This is a genomic window from Methylobacterium frigidaeris (genome assembly GCF_022179185.1).
GTDB lineage: Bacteria > Pseudomonadota > Alphaproteobacteria > Rhizobiales > Beijerinckiaceae > Methylobacterium > Methylobacterium frigidaeris.
This window is the reverse complement of sequence record NZ_BPQJ01000015.1, coordinates 67742-83560: the sequence shown is the minus strand read 5'-3', so window position 1 is coordinate 83560 and position 15819 is coordinate 67742. Positions and strand designations below refer to the sequence as shown.

The 15819-nt window shown below is 70.4% G+C and carries 16 protein-coding genes; 7 read left to right on the top strand and 9 right to left on the bottom strand.

From position 1 onward, the window contains the following. Positions 1 to 198 precede the first annotated feature (198 nt). Both MFF64_RS17025 and MFF64_RS17020 read right to left on the bottom strand, forming a co-directional pair. Positions 199 to 1752 carry a L,D-transpeptidase family protein gene (locus MFF64_RS17025; protein ID WP_238191715.1) on the bottom strand — a complete coding sequence of 518 codons (1554 nt, stop codon included), beginning with the start codon at positions 1750 to 1752 and terminating at the stop codon, positions 199 to 201. A gap of 318 nt (positions 1753 to 2070) precedes the next feature. Then, a complete protein-coding gene (locus tag MFF64_RS17020; RefSeq protein ID WP_099906650.1) occupies positions 2071 to 3024 on the bottom strand; it encodes an acetyl-CoA carboxylase carboxyltransferase subunit alpha in 954 nt (317 codons plus the stop codon). Positions 3025 to 3310: 286 nt separating this feature from the next. Between MFF64_RS17020 and MFF64_RS17015 the strand changes: the two genes are divergently transcribed. From MFF64_RS17015 to MFF64_RS16995, 5 genes are all read left to right on the top strand, one after another. Continuing rightward, entirely contained in the window at positions 3311 to 4450 is a 1140-nt protein-coding gene (locus tag MFF64_RS17015) for a patatin-like phospholipase family protein (RefSeq protein ID WP_099906647.1), read from the top strand. Between the two features lie 26 nt (positions 4451 to 4476). Next, positions 4477 to 5220 (top strand): acetoacetate decarboxylase, encoded by a 744-nt coding sequence (locus MFF64_RS17010; RefSeq protein ID WP_099906646.1) that lies wholly within the window; start codon positions 4477 to 4479, stop codon positions 5218 to 5220. Between the two features lie 40 nt (positions 5221 to 5260). Then, entirely contained in the window at positions 5261 to 6046 is a 786-nt protein-coding gene (locus MFF64_RS17005; protein ID WP_099906644.1) for a 3-hydroxybutyrate dehydrogenase, read from the top strand. Positions 6047 to 6590: 544 nt separating this feature from the next. Beyond that, positions 6591 to 7388, top strand: coding sequence for a YfdX family protein (locus tag MFF64_RS17000; RefSeq protein ID WP_099906642.1), 798 nt, complete (start codon positions 6591 to 6593; stop codon positions 7386 to 7388). A 97-nt stretch (positions 7389 to 7485) separates the two neighbouring features. Then, a complete protein-coding gene (locus MFF64_RS16995; RefSeq protein WP_238191647.1) occupies positions 7486 to 7842 on the top strand; it encodes a hypothetical protein in 357 nt (118 codons plus the stop codon). Between the two features lie 19 nt (positions 7843 to 7861). Here the strand turns inward: MFF64_RS16995 and MFF64_RS16990 are convergent, their stop codons facing one another. The 5 genes from MFF64_RS16990 to dapB form a co-directional block, all read right to left on the bottom strand. Continuing rightward, positions 7862 to 8728 carry a PhnA-like protein gene (locus tag MFF64_RS16990; protein ID WP_099906638.1) on the bottom strand — a complete coding sequence of 289 codons (867 nt, stop codon included), beginning with the start codon at positions 8726 to 8728 and terminating at the stop codon, positions 7862 to 7864. Between the two features lie 59 nt (positions 8729 to 8787). Next, positions 8788 to 9132 (bottom strand): CsbD family protein, encoded by a 345-nt coding sequence (locus MFF64_RS16985; RefSeq protein ID WP_099906636.1) that lies wholly within the window; start codon positions 9130 to 9132, stop codon positions 8788 to 8790. A 151-nt stretch (positions 9133 to 9283) separates the two neighbouring features. Then, entirely contained in the window at positions 9284 to 10171 is an 888-nt protein-coding gene (locus MFF64_RS16980) for an FkbM family methyltransferase (RefSeq protein ID WP_238191645.1), read from the bottom strand. A 568-nt stretch (positions 10172 to 10739) separates the two neighbouring features. Next, positions 10740 to 11363: a 2,3-bisphosphoglycerate-dependent phosphoglycerate mutase gene (locus MFF64_RS16975; RefSeq protein ID WP_099903161.1), complete on the bottom strand. Its 624-nt coding sequence runs from the start codon at positions 11361 to 11363 to the stop codon at positions 10740 to 10742. 33 nt (positions 11364 to 11396) lie between these two features. Beyond that, positions 11397 to 12194: a 4-hydroxy-tetrahydrodipicolinate reductase gene (gene dapB, locus MFF64_RS16970; protein ID WP_099903159.1), complete on the bottom strand. Its 798-nt coding sequence runs from the start codon at positions 12192 to 12194 to the stop codon at positions 11397 to 11399. Positions 12195 to 12347: 153 nt separating this feature from the next. Here dapB and MFF64_RS16965 point away from each other — a divergent pair, with 153 nt between their 5' ends. Further along, a complete protein-coding gene (locus tag MFF64_RS16965) occupies positions 12348 to 13379 on the top strand; it encodes an alpha/beta fold hydrolase (protein WP_238191643.1) in 1032 nt (343 codons plus the stop codon). Here MFF64_RS16965 and MFF64_RS16960 read toward each other — a convergent pair. Together MFF64_RS16960 and MFF64_RS16955 are read right to left on the bottom strand one after the other, a co-directional pair. Further along, entirely contained in the window at positions 13345 to 14067 is a 723-nt protein-coding gene (locus MFF64_RS16960; protein WP_099900807.1) for a MarC family protein, read from the bottom strand. The two genes, MFF64_RS16965 and MFF64_RS16960, sit on opposite strands and share 35 nt — an antisense overlap. Then, positions 14064 to 14816, bottom strand: a complete 753-nt coding sequence (locus MFF64_RS16955; protein ID WP_238191641.1) for a class I SAM-dependent methyltransferase — start codon at positions 14814 to 14816, stop codon at positions 14064 to 14066. Before MFF64_RS16955 ends, MFF64_RS16960 begins: the two co-directional genes overlap by 4 nt. A gap of 222 nt (positions 14817 to 15038) precedes the next feature. Here MFF64_RS16955 and gloB point away from each other — a divergent pair, with 222 nt between their 5' ends. Next, a complete protein-coding gene (gloB, locus tag MFF64_RS16950) occupies positions 15039 to 15818 on the top strand; it encodes a hydroxyacylglutathione hydrolase (protein WP_238191639.1) in 780 nt (259 codons plus the stop codon). The last annotated feature ends 1 nt before the right edge of the window (position 15819 follow it).

Sequence of the window (15819 nt, the reverse complement as noted above, 5' to 3'; positions counted from 1 at the left end):
CACCTCAGACGATATCCGATTGATTGCTTCGCAATGCGGAAATCGGCTTCGCTCAGGCGCCGCGCGGGCTGCTGACACGGGCTCCGGAAGGAATCGTCCGGAACCCGTGTCACAGGGTCATACCGGGGCCGCGACAGCGGCGCCCGGGATGACGCGGAGGGTTTTCAGACGCGTCGAGATGAGAAACGAAAAGGCGTCTCAGTTCGCCGGCTGCGAGGCGGCGACGCGGTTGCGGTTCGGCCCTTCGGTGCGCTTGCCGGTCTCCGGCACCTTCTCGGCCGGCTTGCCCTCCCCGGCCTTGGCGGCGGGCTTCGCCTCGGTGGGCTTGGCGTCCGTGGGCTTCGCCTCAGCCTTCTTCGCGGCCCCTGGGTTGAGTCCGTCGACCTTGGCCGCGGTGGCGGCGTGGGCAGCCGGGGCCGGGTGCAGCCGGGCGGTGACCTTCTTCGGCAGCGGTGCGGCCGGCGAGATCGCCACGACCGGGGTGGCGTCGGCCGCCGGCAGAGCGGCGGGGGTGACCGGGGGCGCGGCCGGCGCGCCGCCGAACAGGTTGCCGAGGAGCTTGCGGTAGGAAGCGGGATCGCCGTCGGCGCTCGCCACGGTGATCGGCGCCGCCGGGGCAGCAGCCTGCGCGGCCTCGCGGGTCGGGATCGGAGCCGGGTTCGTCGCCGGCGCCGCGAAGGCGAGCGCGGTGGGCTTGACCGTCCCGTGTTTGCCCTTCTCGTGCTTCGGATCGATCTTGGCGAGGAGGACCGGCTTCACCTTCGGCTCGATCGCGATCTCCTCCGGGGCCGCCGCCAGGGCTTCGGGCCGGCTGACGATGCCCATGTTCGGCCGCGGCTGCGCCTGCTCGGCGAAGAGTTGGGTGCTCGGCGCGGTCTCGCGGAAGAACGGGTGCTGGCCGCCATCCTGGTAGACCAGGCGGGTCGCCGCGGTGCCCTTGGCAATGAGTTCGGCCACCTCGACCTCGTCCTTCTCGCGCTTGGCGACGACGACGGGATCGACCTTCGGATTGCAGGCGCCCGCCGCCGCGTCCTGGCCGCCGAACACGTAGCGGGTGCCGCAGACCCCGACCCGCGGTTCCTCGTGCAGGGCCTCGAAATAGTCCGAGCCCTCCTTGAGGTTCTTCCAGAAGCCGATGTTGGGGTCGTTGCGGAACTTGGCGAGGTTCTGCGCCGTCATCCGGAACGGGTAGGATTGGAACTGGAACGCCCGCTGGCCGCCGGCGAAGGCCTCGCGGGCGATGGCGTAGATCTCCGAGATCGCCTCGTCGGTCATGGCGAAGCAGCCGGCGGACGAGCAGGTGCCGTGCACCATCAGGTAGCTGCCGGTGCGTCCGTTGGCCCGGTCGAAGGCGTTGGGATAGCCGGTGTCGAAGGAGAGGTAGTAGGACGAGTTCGGATTCATCTGGCCCATCGAGATGGGATAGAACCCCTCGGGCGCCTGCCGGTCGCCCTCCCGCACCTTCGGCCCGAGCTGGCCCGACCAGCGGCAGATCGGGAAGGTCTTGAGCAGCGCGTACTGACCGTCGGTCCCGCGCTTCCACACTTCCATCTCCGATTCCTTCTTGAAGGCGCGGATCAGGATCGGGTCGCGGGGCGACATGTTCTTCGACGCCATCAGGGCGACGGTCTTCGGGGGAATCGGCTCGCGGGCGCGGGCCGAGCCGGCGGCGGAGAAGCCGGCATCCTGGCACGCCCCGAGGGACAAGGCGACGACGAGCCCGCTCGCCGCCAGCACCGGACGCATCGCCAGACGCCTCGCCAGACCCACCATGGGAACCCCGCCTTCTCACCATCGGACCGCCGGCACACTGACGCCGCGGACCGGTCTCCCCAACCCCATAGCTTCGTTAAACTTACCCGCCTCTTACCGCAAGAACGGCCAAGATTGCGGGGATTCGTTCAACGGGCACGCCGGCCAAGAAGCCGGCGCACGGCGTCACGGGGTTCACCCGCGAAGACATCCGCCCCGTCTTCGGCAAAACCAAGGCCGGGTCGTGTCTGGGGCGTGTGGGTTGTGCGGGGCTGTGGATGGTGGGGATTGGGGACGGGAGGCCCGGCCCCGAACGGCTCAGAGGCTCCGCCCGATCTCCAGGAACTTCTGCGCCCGCCGGTCGCGCAGCGTATCCGCGTCGAGGTTCGCCAAGGGCTCCAGCGCGCTCGCGATCGCGTCGCCGGCCGCCCGGATCGCCGCCTGCCCGTCGCGGTGAGCGCCGCCGGTGGGCTCAGGGATGATGCCGTCGATGACGCCGAGGCGCAGGAGGTCCTGGGCGGTGATCTTCATCGCGGTGGCGGCGTCCTGGGCCCGGCCGGCGTCGCGCCACAGGATCGAGGCGGCGCCCTCCGGCGAGATCACGCTGTAGATGGAATGCTCCAGCATCAGCACCGTGTTGGCGGTGGCGAGCGCGATGGCGCCGCCCGAGCCGCCCTCCCCGATCACCACCGTGACGTTCGGCGTCGGCAGGCCGAGGCAGGCCTCCGTCGAGCGGGCGATGGCCTCGGCCTGGCCGCGCTCCTCCGCCTCGATGCCCGGATAGGCGCCGGCAGTGTCGACGAAGGTGAGCACCGGCAGGCCGAAGCGGCCGGCGAGCCCCATCAGGCGCACCGCCTTGCGGTAGCCCTCGGGCTTGGCCATGCCGAAATTGTGCCGGATCCGGGCCTCGGTGTTGGCGCCCTTCTCCTGGCCGATGACGCAGACCGGCCGGCCGCGGAAGCGGCCGAAGCCGCCGACCACCGCCTCGTCCTCGCCGAAGGCGCGGTCGCCGGCGAGCGGCTGGAACTCCTCGATCAGCCCGGCGCAGTAATTGACGAAGTGCGGCCGCTGGGGATGGCGGGCGACCTGCGTCTTCTGCCAGGGGGTGAGGCCGGCATAGAGTTCGGCGAGCGCCGCCGCGGCCTTCGCCTCCAGCCGCGCCACGTCCTCGCTGATCGCCACCGCGCCGTCGCGGTCGCCGAGGGCCTTCAGTTCCTCGAGCTTCGCCTCGAGCTCGGCGACGGGCTTTTCGAAGTCGAGGTAGGAGCGCATCGGAACCTGTGCTGTGTCGGGCCGGCGTCGCGGGGGGCTTTGGCGAGGAGCCGGGGCCTTGAGGAGCCCTGCGGCGCGGGCGGCCCACCCGGGGCCGGGCGGCGCGGAGGCTTGGCGGAGGGGCCGGCCCGTGTCAACCCAGAGGGCCGGCCGCACGGCGGACCCCTGTCAACACGAGGGGCCGGCCGAGCGCCCGCGGTGCGGCGCGGACCGGCGCGAGGCTTGTCTCGCGGCGGTGCAGCATCATCTAACCGCCGAGATTCGCGCGGCGGCCAGCGGAGGCCACATGGACGAGCGGGATCAGGCGAACCAGCGGGCGGATCGCGACGAGTGCCGGGTGCTGGTGCTGCAGGGCGGCGGCGCGCTCGGCTCCTACCAGGCCGGCGTCGCCGAGGCGATGCAGGAGGCCGCGCTGTCGCCCGAATGGGTGGCCGGCATCTCGATCGGGGCGATCAACGCCGCGCTCATCGCCGGCAACCCGCCCGGGCGCCGGGTCGAGCGGCTGCGCGCGTTCTGGGAAAGAGTGTCCTCCGCCATCACCGTCTCGCCGTGGTGGCCCGGCGAGCAGGCGCGCGAGGTGTTCAACGCCTGGAGCGCCTCCTTCGGGGCGACGGTCGGCGTGCCCGGCTTCTTCGCCCCGCGCTGGCCCCCGGCCCCCCTGTACCCGGCCGGTGCCCCCCAGGCGCTCAGCTACTACGACACCGCCCCCTTGCGGCAGACGCTGCTGGAGCTGATCGACTTCGACCGGATCAACCGCTGCGAGACGCGGCTTAGCGTCGGCGCGGTCAATATCCGCACGGGCAACTTCGTCTATTTCGACAACCGCCGCGACCGGATCGGCCCTGAGCACATCATGGCCTCGGGCGCCCTGCCGCCGGGCTTCCCGCCGGTGGAGATCGATGGCGAGCTCTACTGGGACGGCGGCATCGTCTCGAACACGCCGCTGCAATACGTGCTGGACGAGGAGCGCCTGCGCGACCTCGCGGTGTTCCAGGTCGACCTGTTCAGCGCCCGGGGTCCCGTACCCCGCACCCTGTCCGAGGCGGCCGAGCGCGAGAAGGACATCCGCTATTCCAGCCGCACGCGGCTCAACACCGATGACCAGATCGAGATCCACAAGGCCAAGACCGCGTTCCGACGCCTGTTCGACAAGCTGCCGCCCGAGCTGCGCCAGGATCCCGACGTCGCCTTCCTGTCGGAGGTCAGCCACCAGAACGCGGTGACGATCCTGCAGCTGATCTACCGCGCCAAGAACTACGAGAGCGACGCCAAGGACTACGAGTTCTCGCGCACCACGATGCTGGAGCACTGGAAGGCCGGGCGCAACGACGTGCGCCGCTCGCTTCGTCACCGCCGCTGGATCGAGCGCTGCCGGCCCGACGAGGGCGTGACCGTGTTCGACCTCACCCGCGACGCGCGGGATTGATTGTCTGTCAGAGGAAGGAACGCCGCATGACCCGCGACGAGATCCTGAAGGCGCCCTCGATGCCGGCCTTCAGCCCGAGCTACCCGCACGGGCCCTACCGGTTCATCCGGCGCGAATACCTCATCATCACTTACGAGACCGATCCGGACGCGCTCCGCGCCGCCCTGCCCGAGCCGCTCGAGCCGGCGCCCGGCAACCTCGCCTATTACGAGTGGATGAAGATGCCGGATTCCTCCGGCTTCGGCGATTACGAGGAGAGCGGTTCGGCCATCGTCGCGACCTACAAGGGCGAGCCGTGCAACTACTCGGTCCAGATGTATCTCGACGACGAGCCGCCGATCACCGCCGGCCGCGAGATCTGGGGCTTCCCGAAGAAGTACGGCGTGCCCCGCCTCAAGGTGATGAAGGACACGCTCACCGGCACCCTGCACTACGACGAGGAGCGGGTGGCGATGGGCACGATGACCTACAAGCACCGCAGCCTGGAGGACCAGCTCGACAAGGTCCGCGAGGGGATCGGCCAGCTCAACGTCAACCTGAAGCTGATCCCGGACGTCGATGGCGGCGTGAAGGTGGCGCAGCTCGTCGGCTACCGCCTCCAGGACATCAAGGTCCACGGCGCCTGGGAGGGCGACGCCCGGCTGCACCTGATCCCACACGTCAATTGCCGCGTCGCCGACCTGCCGGTGCGCCGCATCGTGCGTGCCCGCCACCAGATCGTCGATTTCACCCTGCCGTACGGCCACGTGCTGCACGACTACCTGGCTTGACGAACCTCGCTTGAAATCTTCGGCCTGAGGAGACCGTACAATGTCGCTGCAATCCAAGACCGCCCTCGTCACCGGCTCGACGAGCGGCATCGGCCTCGCCATCGCCCGGGCGCTGGCCCAGCACGGCGCCAATGTGGTCATCAACGGCTTCGGCAAGCCCGACGCCATCGAGACGGAGCGGGCCGGCATCGAGTCCGAGTTCCACGTCCGTGCGGTCTATTCCGGCGCCGACATGACCAAGCCCGACGAGATCGCCGCCATGGTGGCCGAGGCCGAGAAGGAGTTCGGCGCGGTCGACATCCTCGTGAACAATGCCGGCATCCAGTACGTCTCGGCGATCGAGGAATTCCCGGTCGAGAAGTGGGACCAGATCATCGCGATCAACCTGTCCTCGGCCTTCCACGCCATGCGGGCGGCGATTCCCGGCATGAAGAAGAAGGGCTGGGGCCGGATCATCAACACCGCCTCGGCCCACTCGCTGGTCGCCTCGCCCTACAAGTCGGCCTACGTGGCGGCCAAGCACGGCATCGCCGGCCTGACCAAGACCGCGGCCCTCGAGCTCGCCACCCACAAGGTCACCGTCAACTGCATCTCTCCCGGCTACGTCTGGACCCCGCTGGTCGAGGCGCAGATCCCCGACACCATGAAGGCCCGCGGGATGACCAAGGAGCAGGTGATCGAGGAGGTTCTGCTGAAGGCCCAGCCGACGAAGGAATTCGTCACCGTGGATCAGGTCGCGGCGATCGCGGTGTTCCTGTGCTCGGAGGCGGCGGCCCAGATCACCGGCATCAACCTGCCGGTCGATGGAGGCTGGACGGCGCAATAAGACGGCGCGGGGAGCCGGGATCCCGGCTCCCCGCGGATGCCGTGTCGGCCGGATGGAACCGGCGCCCGGCGAGGACCGGCATTACAGATTTTCATCTGATCCTATTTCACATGCTCTATCCTGGTTTGGGCCTCGTCCCGAGCGCGATAACGACCAATCATTCACTCTAGAACATCGACATCCGCCGAGTCATTCCGGGACCGGGCAGCGAAACCCGGAATGACTCGGCGGATGTCGAGTTTGTCGAGCGAAGCGCAGAAGTCGTGACTGCGCTTCCCCAGGCATATCGGCAGTCGAGGCGGCGAGGGACGCATCGCCCCGCCCCGTCGCCGGCGCCCCAGGTTTCGACCGCCGCGACATGCTTCCTCAAGCGTGGCTGACAGGCGCCCCGACTGCCGGCAATCGACGCGCTACTTTCCGCTGCGTTACGAGCTTTTAATGAAGAAAATCCGCAACTCCGTCCTCGCAGATGTATTATCAGAACGTAGCCAACGCGCTGATGCCGCAAATAACACCGGCATCGACACCAAGAGGAGGCTTGGCCATGTTCTACCGGAAATCTCTTGCTGCCGCTCTCGTCGCGACCACGCTCCTCGGCGGCGCCGCCTATGCGACCGAGCAGGCGACCAAGCCGGTGGCGACGCAGGAGAGCGCGGCCCAACGGGCGGTCGACCAGGATGTCGGCAAGCTCTCGAAGGACGGCGCCCAGGCGTTCCGCGACATGCACCTCGCCCGCATCGCCATCTTCGACGCCGACCCCGCCCAGGCCAAGGCGCTCATCGGCAAGGCCCAGGCGGCGCTCGCGAAGGCGAAGACGGACAATGCCGTGTTCACCAAGGCGGAGGCCGAACTGAAGACGCCGGCCGACCTCACGGCGGCCCAGGCGAAGACCGACAAGACGGCCGACGCGAAGTCGACGGATGGCAAGCCGGTCTCCAAGGACAAGGTCGCCTGGGTGCCCGTCGATGCGCAGATGACGCTCGGCGAGGATTTCGTGGCGACGCCCCAGAAGGCCTCGGCCGTGACCGAGGCGAACAAGAGCCTCGCCAACGGCGACCAGAAGGGCGCCATCGAGAAGCTGCGGCTCGCCCATGTCGACGTGAACTTCGTCATGGCGGTGCTGCCCCTCGACAAGATCACCGCCGACGTGAACCAGGCCGCCTCGCTGATCGGCCAGGGCAAGTATTACGAGGCGAACGCGGTGCTGAAGACCGCCGAGGACGGGATGCGCTTCGACGTGATCGACGTGGTGGGCTTGCCCCAGAAGGCCGCCGCGACCACGACCGCCAAGCCCGCGGCCCCGCAATCCGCCGCGCAGGCGGATGGCAAGGCGACGAAGTAAGCCTGTCGACGACCTGAATTCATCGCGAGGGTCGGGGACGGATGTGCCGTCGTCCCCGGCCCTCGCATCCGGAGCCGGATCGCCGTCGGAGGTCGCCGTGAGAGTGCGTCGGACACCGCTTCCCGTCCTGATCGGGCTGGCCCTGTCGGGCCCCGCCGCGGCGCACGGCGCGGATTTTCCCACCTTCGCCCCACGCGGGGCCTGCGGGCTGGAGCGCGCGGACGGTTCCCGCGTCGATCCCGCGAGCGACCGCGGCTGCCTGTTCGACGAGCGTGCGGCGCGGCGCACCCTGCGGCGCCAGTGGGCGCGGCTTCCGCCTGCGCACCGGCAGGCCTGCCGCGAGGAGAACGCGATCGGCGACGCGCCCTCCTACGTCGCCCTGCTGACCTGCCTGCAGCTCGCCGACGGCGCCCTGCCGCGCCAGCCGCCTCCGGTGGCACCGGCGACACGGTGATCGCCCACCGCGCCGCCGCTCAGGTCACCGCGCCCGACCGCCCGGCCAGGTAGGCAGCCAGGGCGCCGAGGATCAGGGCTCCCGCCGCGTAGAGCGCGCCCTGCGCCGCCGCCTTGCGGGTCGCCTCGGCGGCCTGCCGGGCTTGGTTGGCGGCCTCGCGGTACTGCGTCTCGTAATCCTGCACCTGCTGGCGGGCCTGGTCGACCGGAATGGCCTTCGCCTTGGACAGCGCCTCGGCGGCGCGGTCGCGCGCCTGCTGCTGCTGGGCGGCATCGCCGGTCAGCGCCGCCCGCACCGCCTGAACGGTCGTGTCGCGCAGGGCCTGCGGATCCTGCCCGCCCGCCGTGTCGCGGACCTGACGCTCGATGCCCGCAAAGGGATCGGCGGCCCGGCCGAGGGAGGGTGCGGCGGTCTCGGCCGCGGTCCTCACGGTGCCGCCGAGCGCCGAGGCCAGTCCCCCGGCGGCGCCACCGAGCAGCCCGCCCGCCGCCGAGGTCGAGAGGTAGACCAGCACCAGGGTCGTCGCCACGAAGGAGATCAGGCCGTGATGGCCCGCCGTGGCGGCGGGCTTGCCGGAGAGGCGACCGGCGAGGAAGCCGCCGACCGCCGAGGCGAAGAGGCCGGAGAAGACCCACCACAGCAGCGCGCCCTGGGACAGGGTGCCGACCCCGGGATTGTCGCCGGTGGTGGCGCTCACAGCGGCGAGTCCGACGCCGATGCCGATCAGGGTGAGGACCAGCTGCACCACCAGGGCGGAGGCGGCCCCGGCGAGGACGGCGCCCCAGGACAGGCGGTGGAGCATCACCGTGCGCAGGTCGTCCGCGATCGGGACGGTCCCGGCGGAGAAGGACTCGCGCGGGGACGCTGCGGCGGGGCGGAGCGCCATGGCGGGAAACTCCTCTCGCAAAAATTCCTCTCGCGAAAAAGTTTGCTCGGTGGAGGCGCTCAGCGGCGCCCGTGCACCAGGAGCGCGAGGCCGTAGCCGACGGCGCCGGCGATCAGCAGGGCGATGAGCGGGGTCTCCTCGACGTAATGGGTCACTGTGCGGGCGCCCTGCCGCGCCGCGTGGCGGCCGCGCTCGTAGGCGTCCTCGGCGTAGTCGATGGCGGTGTCGGCGGCGTCGCGCAGCCCGTCGCGAGCCTCGCCGGCCAGGCTCTCGGCCCGCCCCTGCGCCTCGCGGAAGCGACCCTCGACCTCGGTGCGGCGGTCGCCCGCGAGGTCCCCGACGGCGGCCTGCGCCTTGCCGCCGATCTCGCGCGCTGCGCCGGTGATGCGATCGGTGTCGACCATCTGTCTCTCCTTTGCCGGATGGGGCGTCCGAGACGCGCACCATGTGACGACAGGTGGGATGGATGGAGGTCGCGGCAATGGCCCGGACTGCATTCCTTTCGGGAGGGTCCGGCTCGCCATTGGGTGCATCGACCGAACGGGACGGGGGCCCCTACGATGGCGTGAAGCGGCGCAGCATGGCGAGGCCGCACGAGTTGCACGCCTCCTGGAACTTCTGCAGACGTTCGACCGGCACGAGCGCGTGGTTCCAGGCCTGGGGATCGTGCAAGACCTCGCCCCCATCATGGATCGCCATGTCGGGCCTGAGGCGGAAATCCAGGTAGTTCGTGTCGCGCACGAAATGCCGGATGCGGTGGCTCTGCCCGCTCTGGAGCAGCTCGATGAAGACGATCGGCCGCTCGCGCGAGATCGTGTTCCGCGCGCCCTCGAGAAAGGCGTGCTCGTGCCCTTCAATGTCGACCTTGATCACGCCGATCGGGCCCTGAATGTCGAGGCTGTCGAGCGTGGTGACGTTCACTTCCAGACTGGTGCTGGCGAGGTCGCGAGGCTTGAAATCGGCCTCGAGGGAGGCGCTGGTCTCGATCAGGCCGTGACTGGGATCGGGAATGTGCAGCGTGGCCTTGCCCAGTCGATTGCTCAGCGCACTGTCATCGACCGTGACCACGTTCTGAATGTTGTTCGCCGCGATGTTGCGCCTCAAGGCCGCGAGCGCCAATGGCAGCGGCTCGAAGGCCAGTATCGGCCGTCCAGGGGCGATGATGGCGGCCATCACCGAGTACAGCCCCGTATTGGCACCGACATCGATGAAGGCGCCCTCGACGCGGATGATGCTTGCCATCATCAGCATCGGAAGTGGCGCCTCGTAGCTGCCCGCCACGATATCGCGCGCGACCTGATCGGCGCCGTTCGCCGTATCGAGCCTGAAGGTACGTCCAGCGAAATTGACTTCGACGCAACCGTGATCGGGCAGTTCAGCACCAACATTGATGCTCGGATGATGAGAAGATCGACTGAACAAACGTCCAAGACCGCGCTTCATCAAAGCGGATGCTCCTTCGCCGAGACTGAGCGCGTCGGTAAAAACTAACAACTATGTGCGATCGGTCGCGACTGCTCGCATTCGTAAATGTTAACAAATTATGCTCGACTTACGCCTGCAAGAGCCCGAACGACAGCAAGCTTCACCGAGAGGACTCGTCGGTTTGTCCGATCCAGGGCGCCGTCGGCCCGTCACGGCGGACTGCGCAGTGTCGGGTGGATCGGCTCTCGATCCATGGTCGTGGGAGACGCAGAACCCTTCCCTTCCAACGATTCGCGCACGATGTCGACGACACTCCTCGCGACGGGATCGAGACAGGGAATCGGGTCTCCGTTCCCGGACCGTGCAGGGTTGTCCGGTAAAATCCTTTGAAGATCAAGCGCCGATCTCCCCTCTCCCGTGTGGGAGAGGGGAGATCGGCGCCTCTTCTTTTCGCGGGCAGCCCTGCGGAGGGTGCAAGGAGCGTCGCGCGAGATCGCGGTGGCGGCAGCTCTCGGCCGACAACGCTCGGGCCGACGGCCCTGCGCCCGCCGGATTGGGTCGGGCGCAGGGACCGGGCAAGCGTCGCTCAGTCGCGGTCGAGGACTTCCTTCGTGGCGACCGTGGTGTCGTCCTTCAGCCGGTAGACCAGCGGCACGCCGGTGGCGAGTTCGAGGCTGGGGATCGTCTCGGTGGTGAGGCCGTCGAGCACCATCACGAGGGCGCGCAGCGAGTTGCCGTGGGCCGCCACCAGCACGCGCTCGCCGCGCATCACGCGGGGCAGGATCTCCCGCATGGTGTAGGGCAGCACCCGGGCCACGGTGTCCTTCAGGCTCTCGCCGCCGGGCGGGGGCACGTCGTAGGAACGGCGCCACACGTGGACCTGCTCCTCGCCCCACTTGGCGCGGGCATCGTCCTTGTTGAGGCCCGAGAGGTCGCCGTAATCGCGCTCGTTGAGGGCGGCGTCGGCGTGCGTCGGCAGGCCGGACTGGCCGAGCTCCTCCAGGATCAGCGCGCAGGTGCGCTGGGCCCGGGTGAGGTCCGAGGTGAAGGCGACGTCGAACTGCACGCCCTTCGCCTTGAGCCGCCGCCCGGCTGCCCGCGCCTCCTCGACGCCGAGCTCGGTGAGCCCCGGATCCTTCCAGCCGGTGAACAGGTTCTTCAGGTTCCACTCGCTCTGGCCGTGGCGCGCGAGGACGAGAAGACGCTCCATGATGCGTGTCGCTCCGTTGTCAGGGGGAAAGTTTCAGAGGCCCAGCACGTCGTCCATGCCGTAGAGGCCGGGCTCGCGGGATTGCGCCCAGAGGGCGGCCTTGACGGCGCCGGCGGCGAACAGGCCGCGGTCGCTGGCGAGGTGCGTGAGTTCGATGCGCTCGCCGGCGCCGGCGAAGATCACGCTGTGCTCGCCGACGACGCTGCCGCCGCGGAGCGTCGCGAAGCCGATGCTGCCGGGCTCGCGCGGGCCGGTATGGCCGTCGCGCACCGCGACCTTGCGCTCGCGAAGCGCGACGTTGCGGCCCTCTGCCGCGGCCTCGCCCAGCAGCAGCGCAGTGCCGGAGGGCGCATCCACCTTGTGGCGGTGGTGCATCTCCAGGATCTCGATGTCGTACTCGTCGCCGAGGGTGGCGGCGACCTTGCGCACCAGGCCCGCCAGCAGGTTGACGCCGAGCGACATGTTGCCCGACTGCACGATGCGGGCGTGGAAGGCGGCTGCCTTCAGCTTGGCGAAGTCGTCCGGCGACAGGCCGGTGGTGCCGACCACGTGGACGATGCGGGCCTGGGCGGCGAGTTCGGCGTAGAACACAGTGGCGGCCGGCGCCGTGAAATCGAGCACGCCGTCGGCCTCGACGAAGGCCGGCAGCGGATCGTCGGTGACCGGGACGCCCAGGGAGGGGAGCCCGGCGAGCACGCCGGCGTCCTGGCCGAGCGCCGGAGAGCCCTCGCGCTCGATCGCGCCCGAGAGCGTGCAGCCCTCGGCGCCGGCCACGGCCTGGATCAGCATCCGGCCCATGCGCCCGGAGGCGCCGACGACGACGAGACGCATGGCGGTCATGCTCCTGGTGCCGGCGGCTTCCAACCGCCCCGTCCGGGCCTCGTACAGGGGCCCGACGATGCTGCCAAGGCAGGGCGGGGGGATATGCGCGGGAACGAGAAGGCCCCATCTTATCCCGCAGTGCAGCATCGCGCCGGAGATCCCATGGCCTTTCGGTTCGTTCCAGGGCGCGCCACCCGCCGCGCCGCCAGCGGCGCCGTCAAGATCCTGCGCGCCACCGCCAAGGCCAACGCCGCCGCGGTGCGCCGGACCGGAGTGCTGATGCAGCGCGGCGCCGAGGCGCTGAAGACGACCGAGCCGGCGCACAAGCCACCGGGCCGCTTCGTCGAGGTCGACGGGGTGCGGGTGCACATCATCGTCCGCGGCAAGGGCCGGCCGGTGGTGCTGATCCACGGCAACGGCACGATGGCGGAGGATTTCGTCATCTGCGGGCTGGTGGAGCAGCTGGCCAAGACCTACCGGGTCATCGCGATCGACCGGCCCGGCTTCGGCCATACCGAGAGGCCGCGGCACTGGGTCTGGACCGCCGCCGCCCAGGCGCGGCTGATCGGCCACGTGCTCGCCGAGATGAACGTCGAGCGGCCGGTGGTCGTCGGCCATTCCTGGGGCACCATCGTCTCGCTGGCACTGGCGATCCACGAGGATCTCGACCTGCGCGGGCTGGTGCTGCTCTCCGGCTACTACTATCCGGGCCGGCGGGCCGACGTGGCGCTGATCGCGCCGCTCGCCGTCCCGGGCGTCGGCGACGCGGCCCGGGCGATGATGCCGGAGGCGGTCGGGCAGATGCTGGCGCCGAAGGTCTTCCGCCACGTGTTCAAGCCGCAGGCCGTGCCTGCGCGGTTCACCGCGCGCTTCCCCGTCGCGCTCTCGCTCTCCGCCACGCAAGGGCGGGCGAGCGCCGAGGACACCGCCAGCATGAACACCGCCGTCGCCCTGCTGCAGCCGCGCTACGCAGGCTTGCGGCTGCCGGTGGCGATCCTGTCGGGCGACGCCGACGCCGTTGTGGAGCCTGCCGAGCAATCCTGCCGCCTCCACGCGGAGGTGGCGGGCAGCACCCTGACCCTGCTGCCGGGCCAGGGCCACATGATCCACTACTCGGCCAAGGCCCGGATCCTGCGGGCGGTCGAGGCTCAGATGGCGCTCAACGGTCGAACCCTGGCCTGGCGTTCGCGATGAGCGGACCCAGCACGTCGGTGACGCCGGTGAGCGTGATCTGGGTGCCGACGCAGAGGAGCAGGAAGGCGGCGAGCCGCCCGAGCACCCGGGCCCTCGCATGGCCGAGCCGCTCCACCAGCCGGTCGGCCGAGGCGTAAGCGAGCAGCACCATCAGGGCGATGACGAGGGCGGCGGCGGAGGCGCCGGCGAGGTAGGCGATCCGGTCGGCCCCGCCCTCCGGCCGGCCGGCGCCGAGCGCGATCGCCACCGCGATCGTGCCGGGCCCGGTGGTGAAGGGCAGCGTGAGGGGGAAGAACGCCACCTCGGCGAGTGCTGCGGGCTCGGGATCGGCCTCGTTGCCCTGCACCGGCTCGGCCTGCGCGGTCTTGCGGGCCTCGCGCTGCTCCGGCGCGGCGAGGAGAGTCCAGGCCTGCGCCGCCACGACGAGGCCACCGGCGATGCGCAGGGCCGCGAGCGAGATGCCGAAGAAGCTGAGCACCGAGGCCCCGGCCCAGAGCGAGACCAGCATCACGGCAGCCGCGTAGGCGCCGATGCGGCGGGCGAGCCAGGTGCGCTCGGCGTGCATCCGCCCGGCCGTGACCTGCGCGAAGATCAGCGCCGCCCCGGGCGGGTTGACGATCGAGAACAGGGCCGAGAAGGCGAGGAGGAAGCTCTGCAGCGCGGCTTCCGCGCCCGGGAACGGCATCACGCGCCTCCCGGCACGGGGGTCGGAACCGGCACGGGCACCGGCGCCAGCACCCGCGCGCCGAGGCGCGCCGCCCTGCGGGCCTGGACCGCAACCGGGCGGTGGAGCTGCTTCGTCGCCTCGACCACGTGCAGGCCGGCGAAGGGCAGGGACAGGCCGGTGCCGACCCGCTCCCAGGCGCTGGCGGTGCGCAAGGTGAGCCAGCCCTCCACGGGGGGCACGTAGAGGGTCTCGGCCCAGTCCTCGGGCGAGAACAGCGTGTCGCGCATCAGGCGGCCGAGCTGCGAGCGGCTGTAGGGCTGGCCGTGGCCGAAGGGCGTGGCGTCCCGCCGCGCCCAGAGGCCGCGGCGGTTCGGCACCGCGACGATCAGCCGTCCGCCGGGCGTCAGCACGCGCCAGACCTCCTGCATCAGCTCGGCCGGGCTCTCCACCGCCTCGATGGCGTGGATCAGCAGAACCCGGTCGAGGGCCGAATCGGGCAGCGGCATCATGGTCGGGTCGACGAGGCAGGAGGCCGAGCGGCCGGAGCCGGGCCAGTTCGTCACCCCCTGCGTCGCCGGCATGAAGGCCAGCGTCCGCTCGGCGGCGTGCCGCACCGGGCCGAGATACGGCACCGCGTAGCCGAGGCCCATCACCCGAAGCCCCGAGACCGAGCCGAGCATGCGGTGGACCGTGCGGCCGACGAGCCGCTGCGCCACCGCCCCGAGGGGGCTGGCGTAGAAGGCGCGCAGGTCGGTGACGTCGACGCTCATCGGTTCTCGGGACGTACGGGGCCGCGGGCACAGGGCCCTCGTGCCGCAAGGGCCATGAACTAGGGCCATGAATGGGGAGTGGCGCGAAGCGCGGCAAGGCGTCAACCCGCAGGCCGCCCACGCGCTCCCCGCTATTCGCCCGAACCCCGTCGCGCGGGCGCGGATGCGCCCTATCTCGCTGCGTGAGAATCCGTCCGTGAGACTCGTTCTGGAGGCGCCGCCATGCCCGAGATCCGTCCCGAGATCCGCACCTTCCTGTGCCGGAGCGACAATATCGGCGTTCTGATGCGCGACCCCGAGACCGGAGCCTGCGCGGCGATCGACGTGCCGGAGGCGACGGCCGTCCTGCGCGCCCTCGACGAGACTGGCTGGCGCCTCACCGACATCCTGGTCACCCACCGCCACGGCGACCACGTCGAGGGCATCCCGGAGGTGAAGGCGAAGACCAATGCCCGGGTGACCGCGCCGGCGCGTGCCGGCAGCGCCGTGCCGCAGGTGGACGCCACCGTGCGCGAGGGCGACGTGGTGACGGTGGGCTCGCTCGCCGCCGCCGTGTGGGAGACGCCCGGCCATTGCGACGATCACGTCACCTACTGGTTCGAGGAGGCGGGCGTGGCGTTCGCCGGCGATACCCTGTTCACCCTCGGCTGCGGAAGGGTGCTCGAGGGCCCGCCCCAGGTGCTGTGGCGCTCGCTGTCGCGCTTCCTCCCCCTGCCCGACGAGACCGTGATCTATTCCGGCCACGACTACGTGCTGTCGAATGCCCGCTTCGCCCTCGCCGCCGAGCCTGAGAACCGGAACCTGAAGGACCGGGCGGCGCTCGCCGAGACGGCCAGGGCCGAGGGGCGCTTCCTGGTGCCGACGACCTTGGGCGAGGAGAAGGCCACCAACCCGTTCCTGCGCGCCACCGCGCCGGCCCTGGCCCGGGCGGTCGGGATGGAGCCCGGCGCCGACCCGGCGGCGGTGTTCACGGCGCTCCGCGAGTGGAAGAACCGGTTCTGAC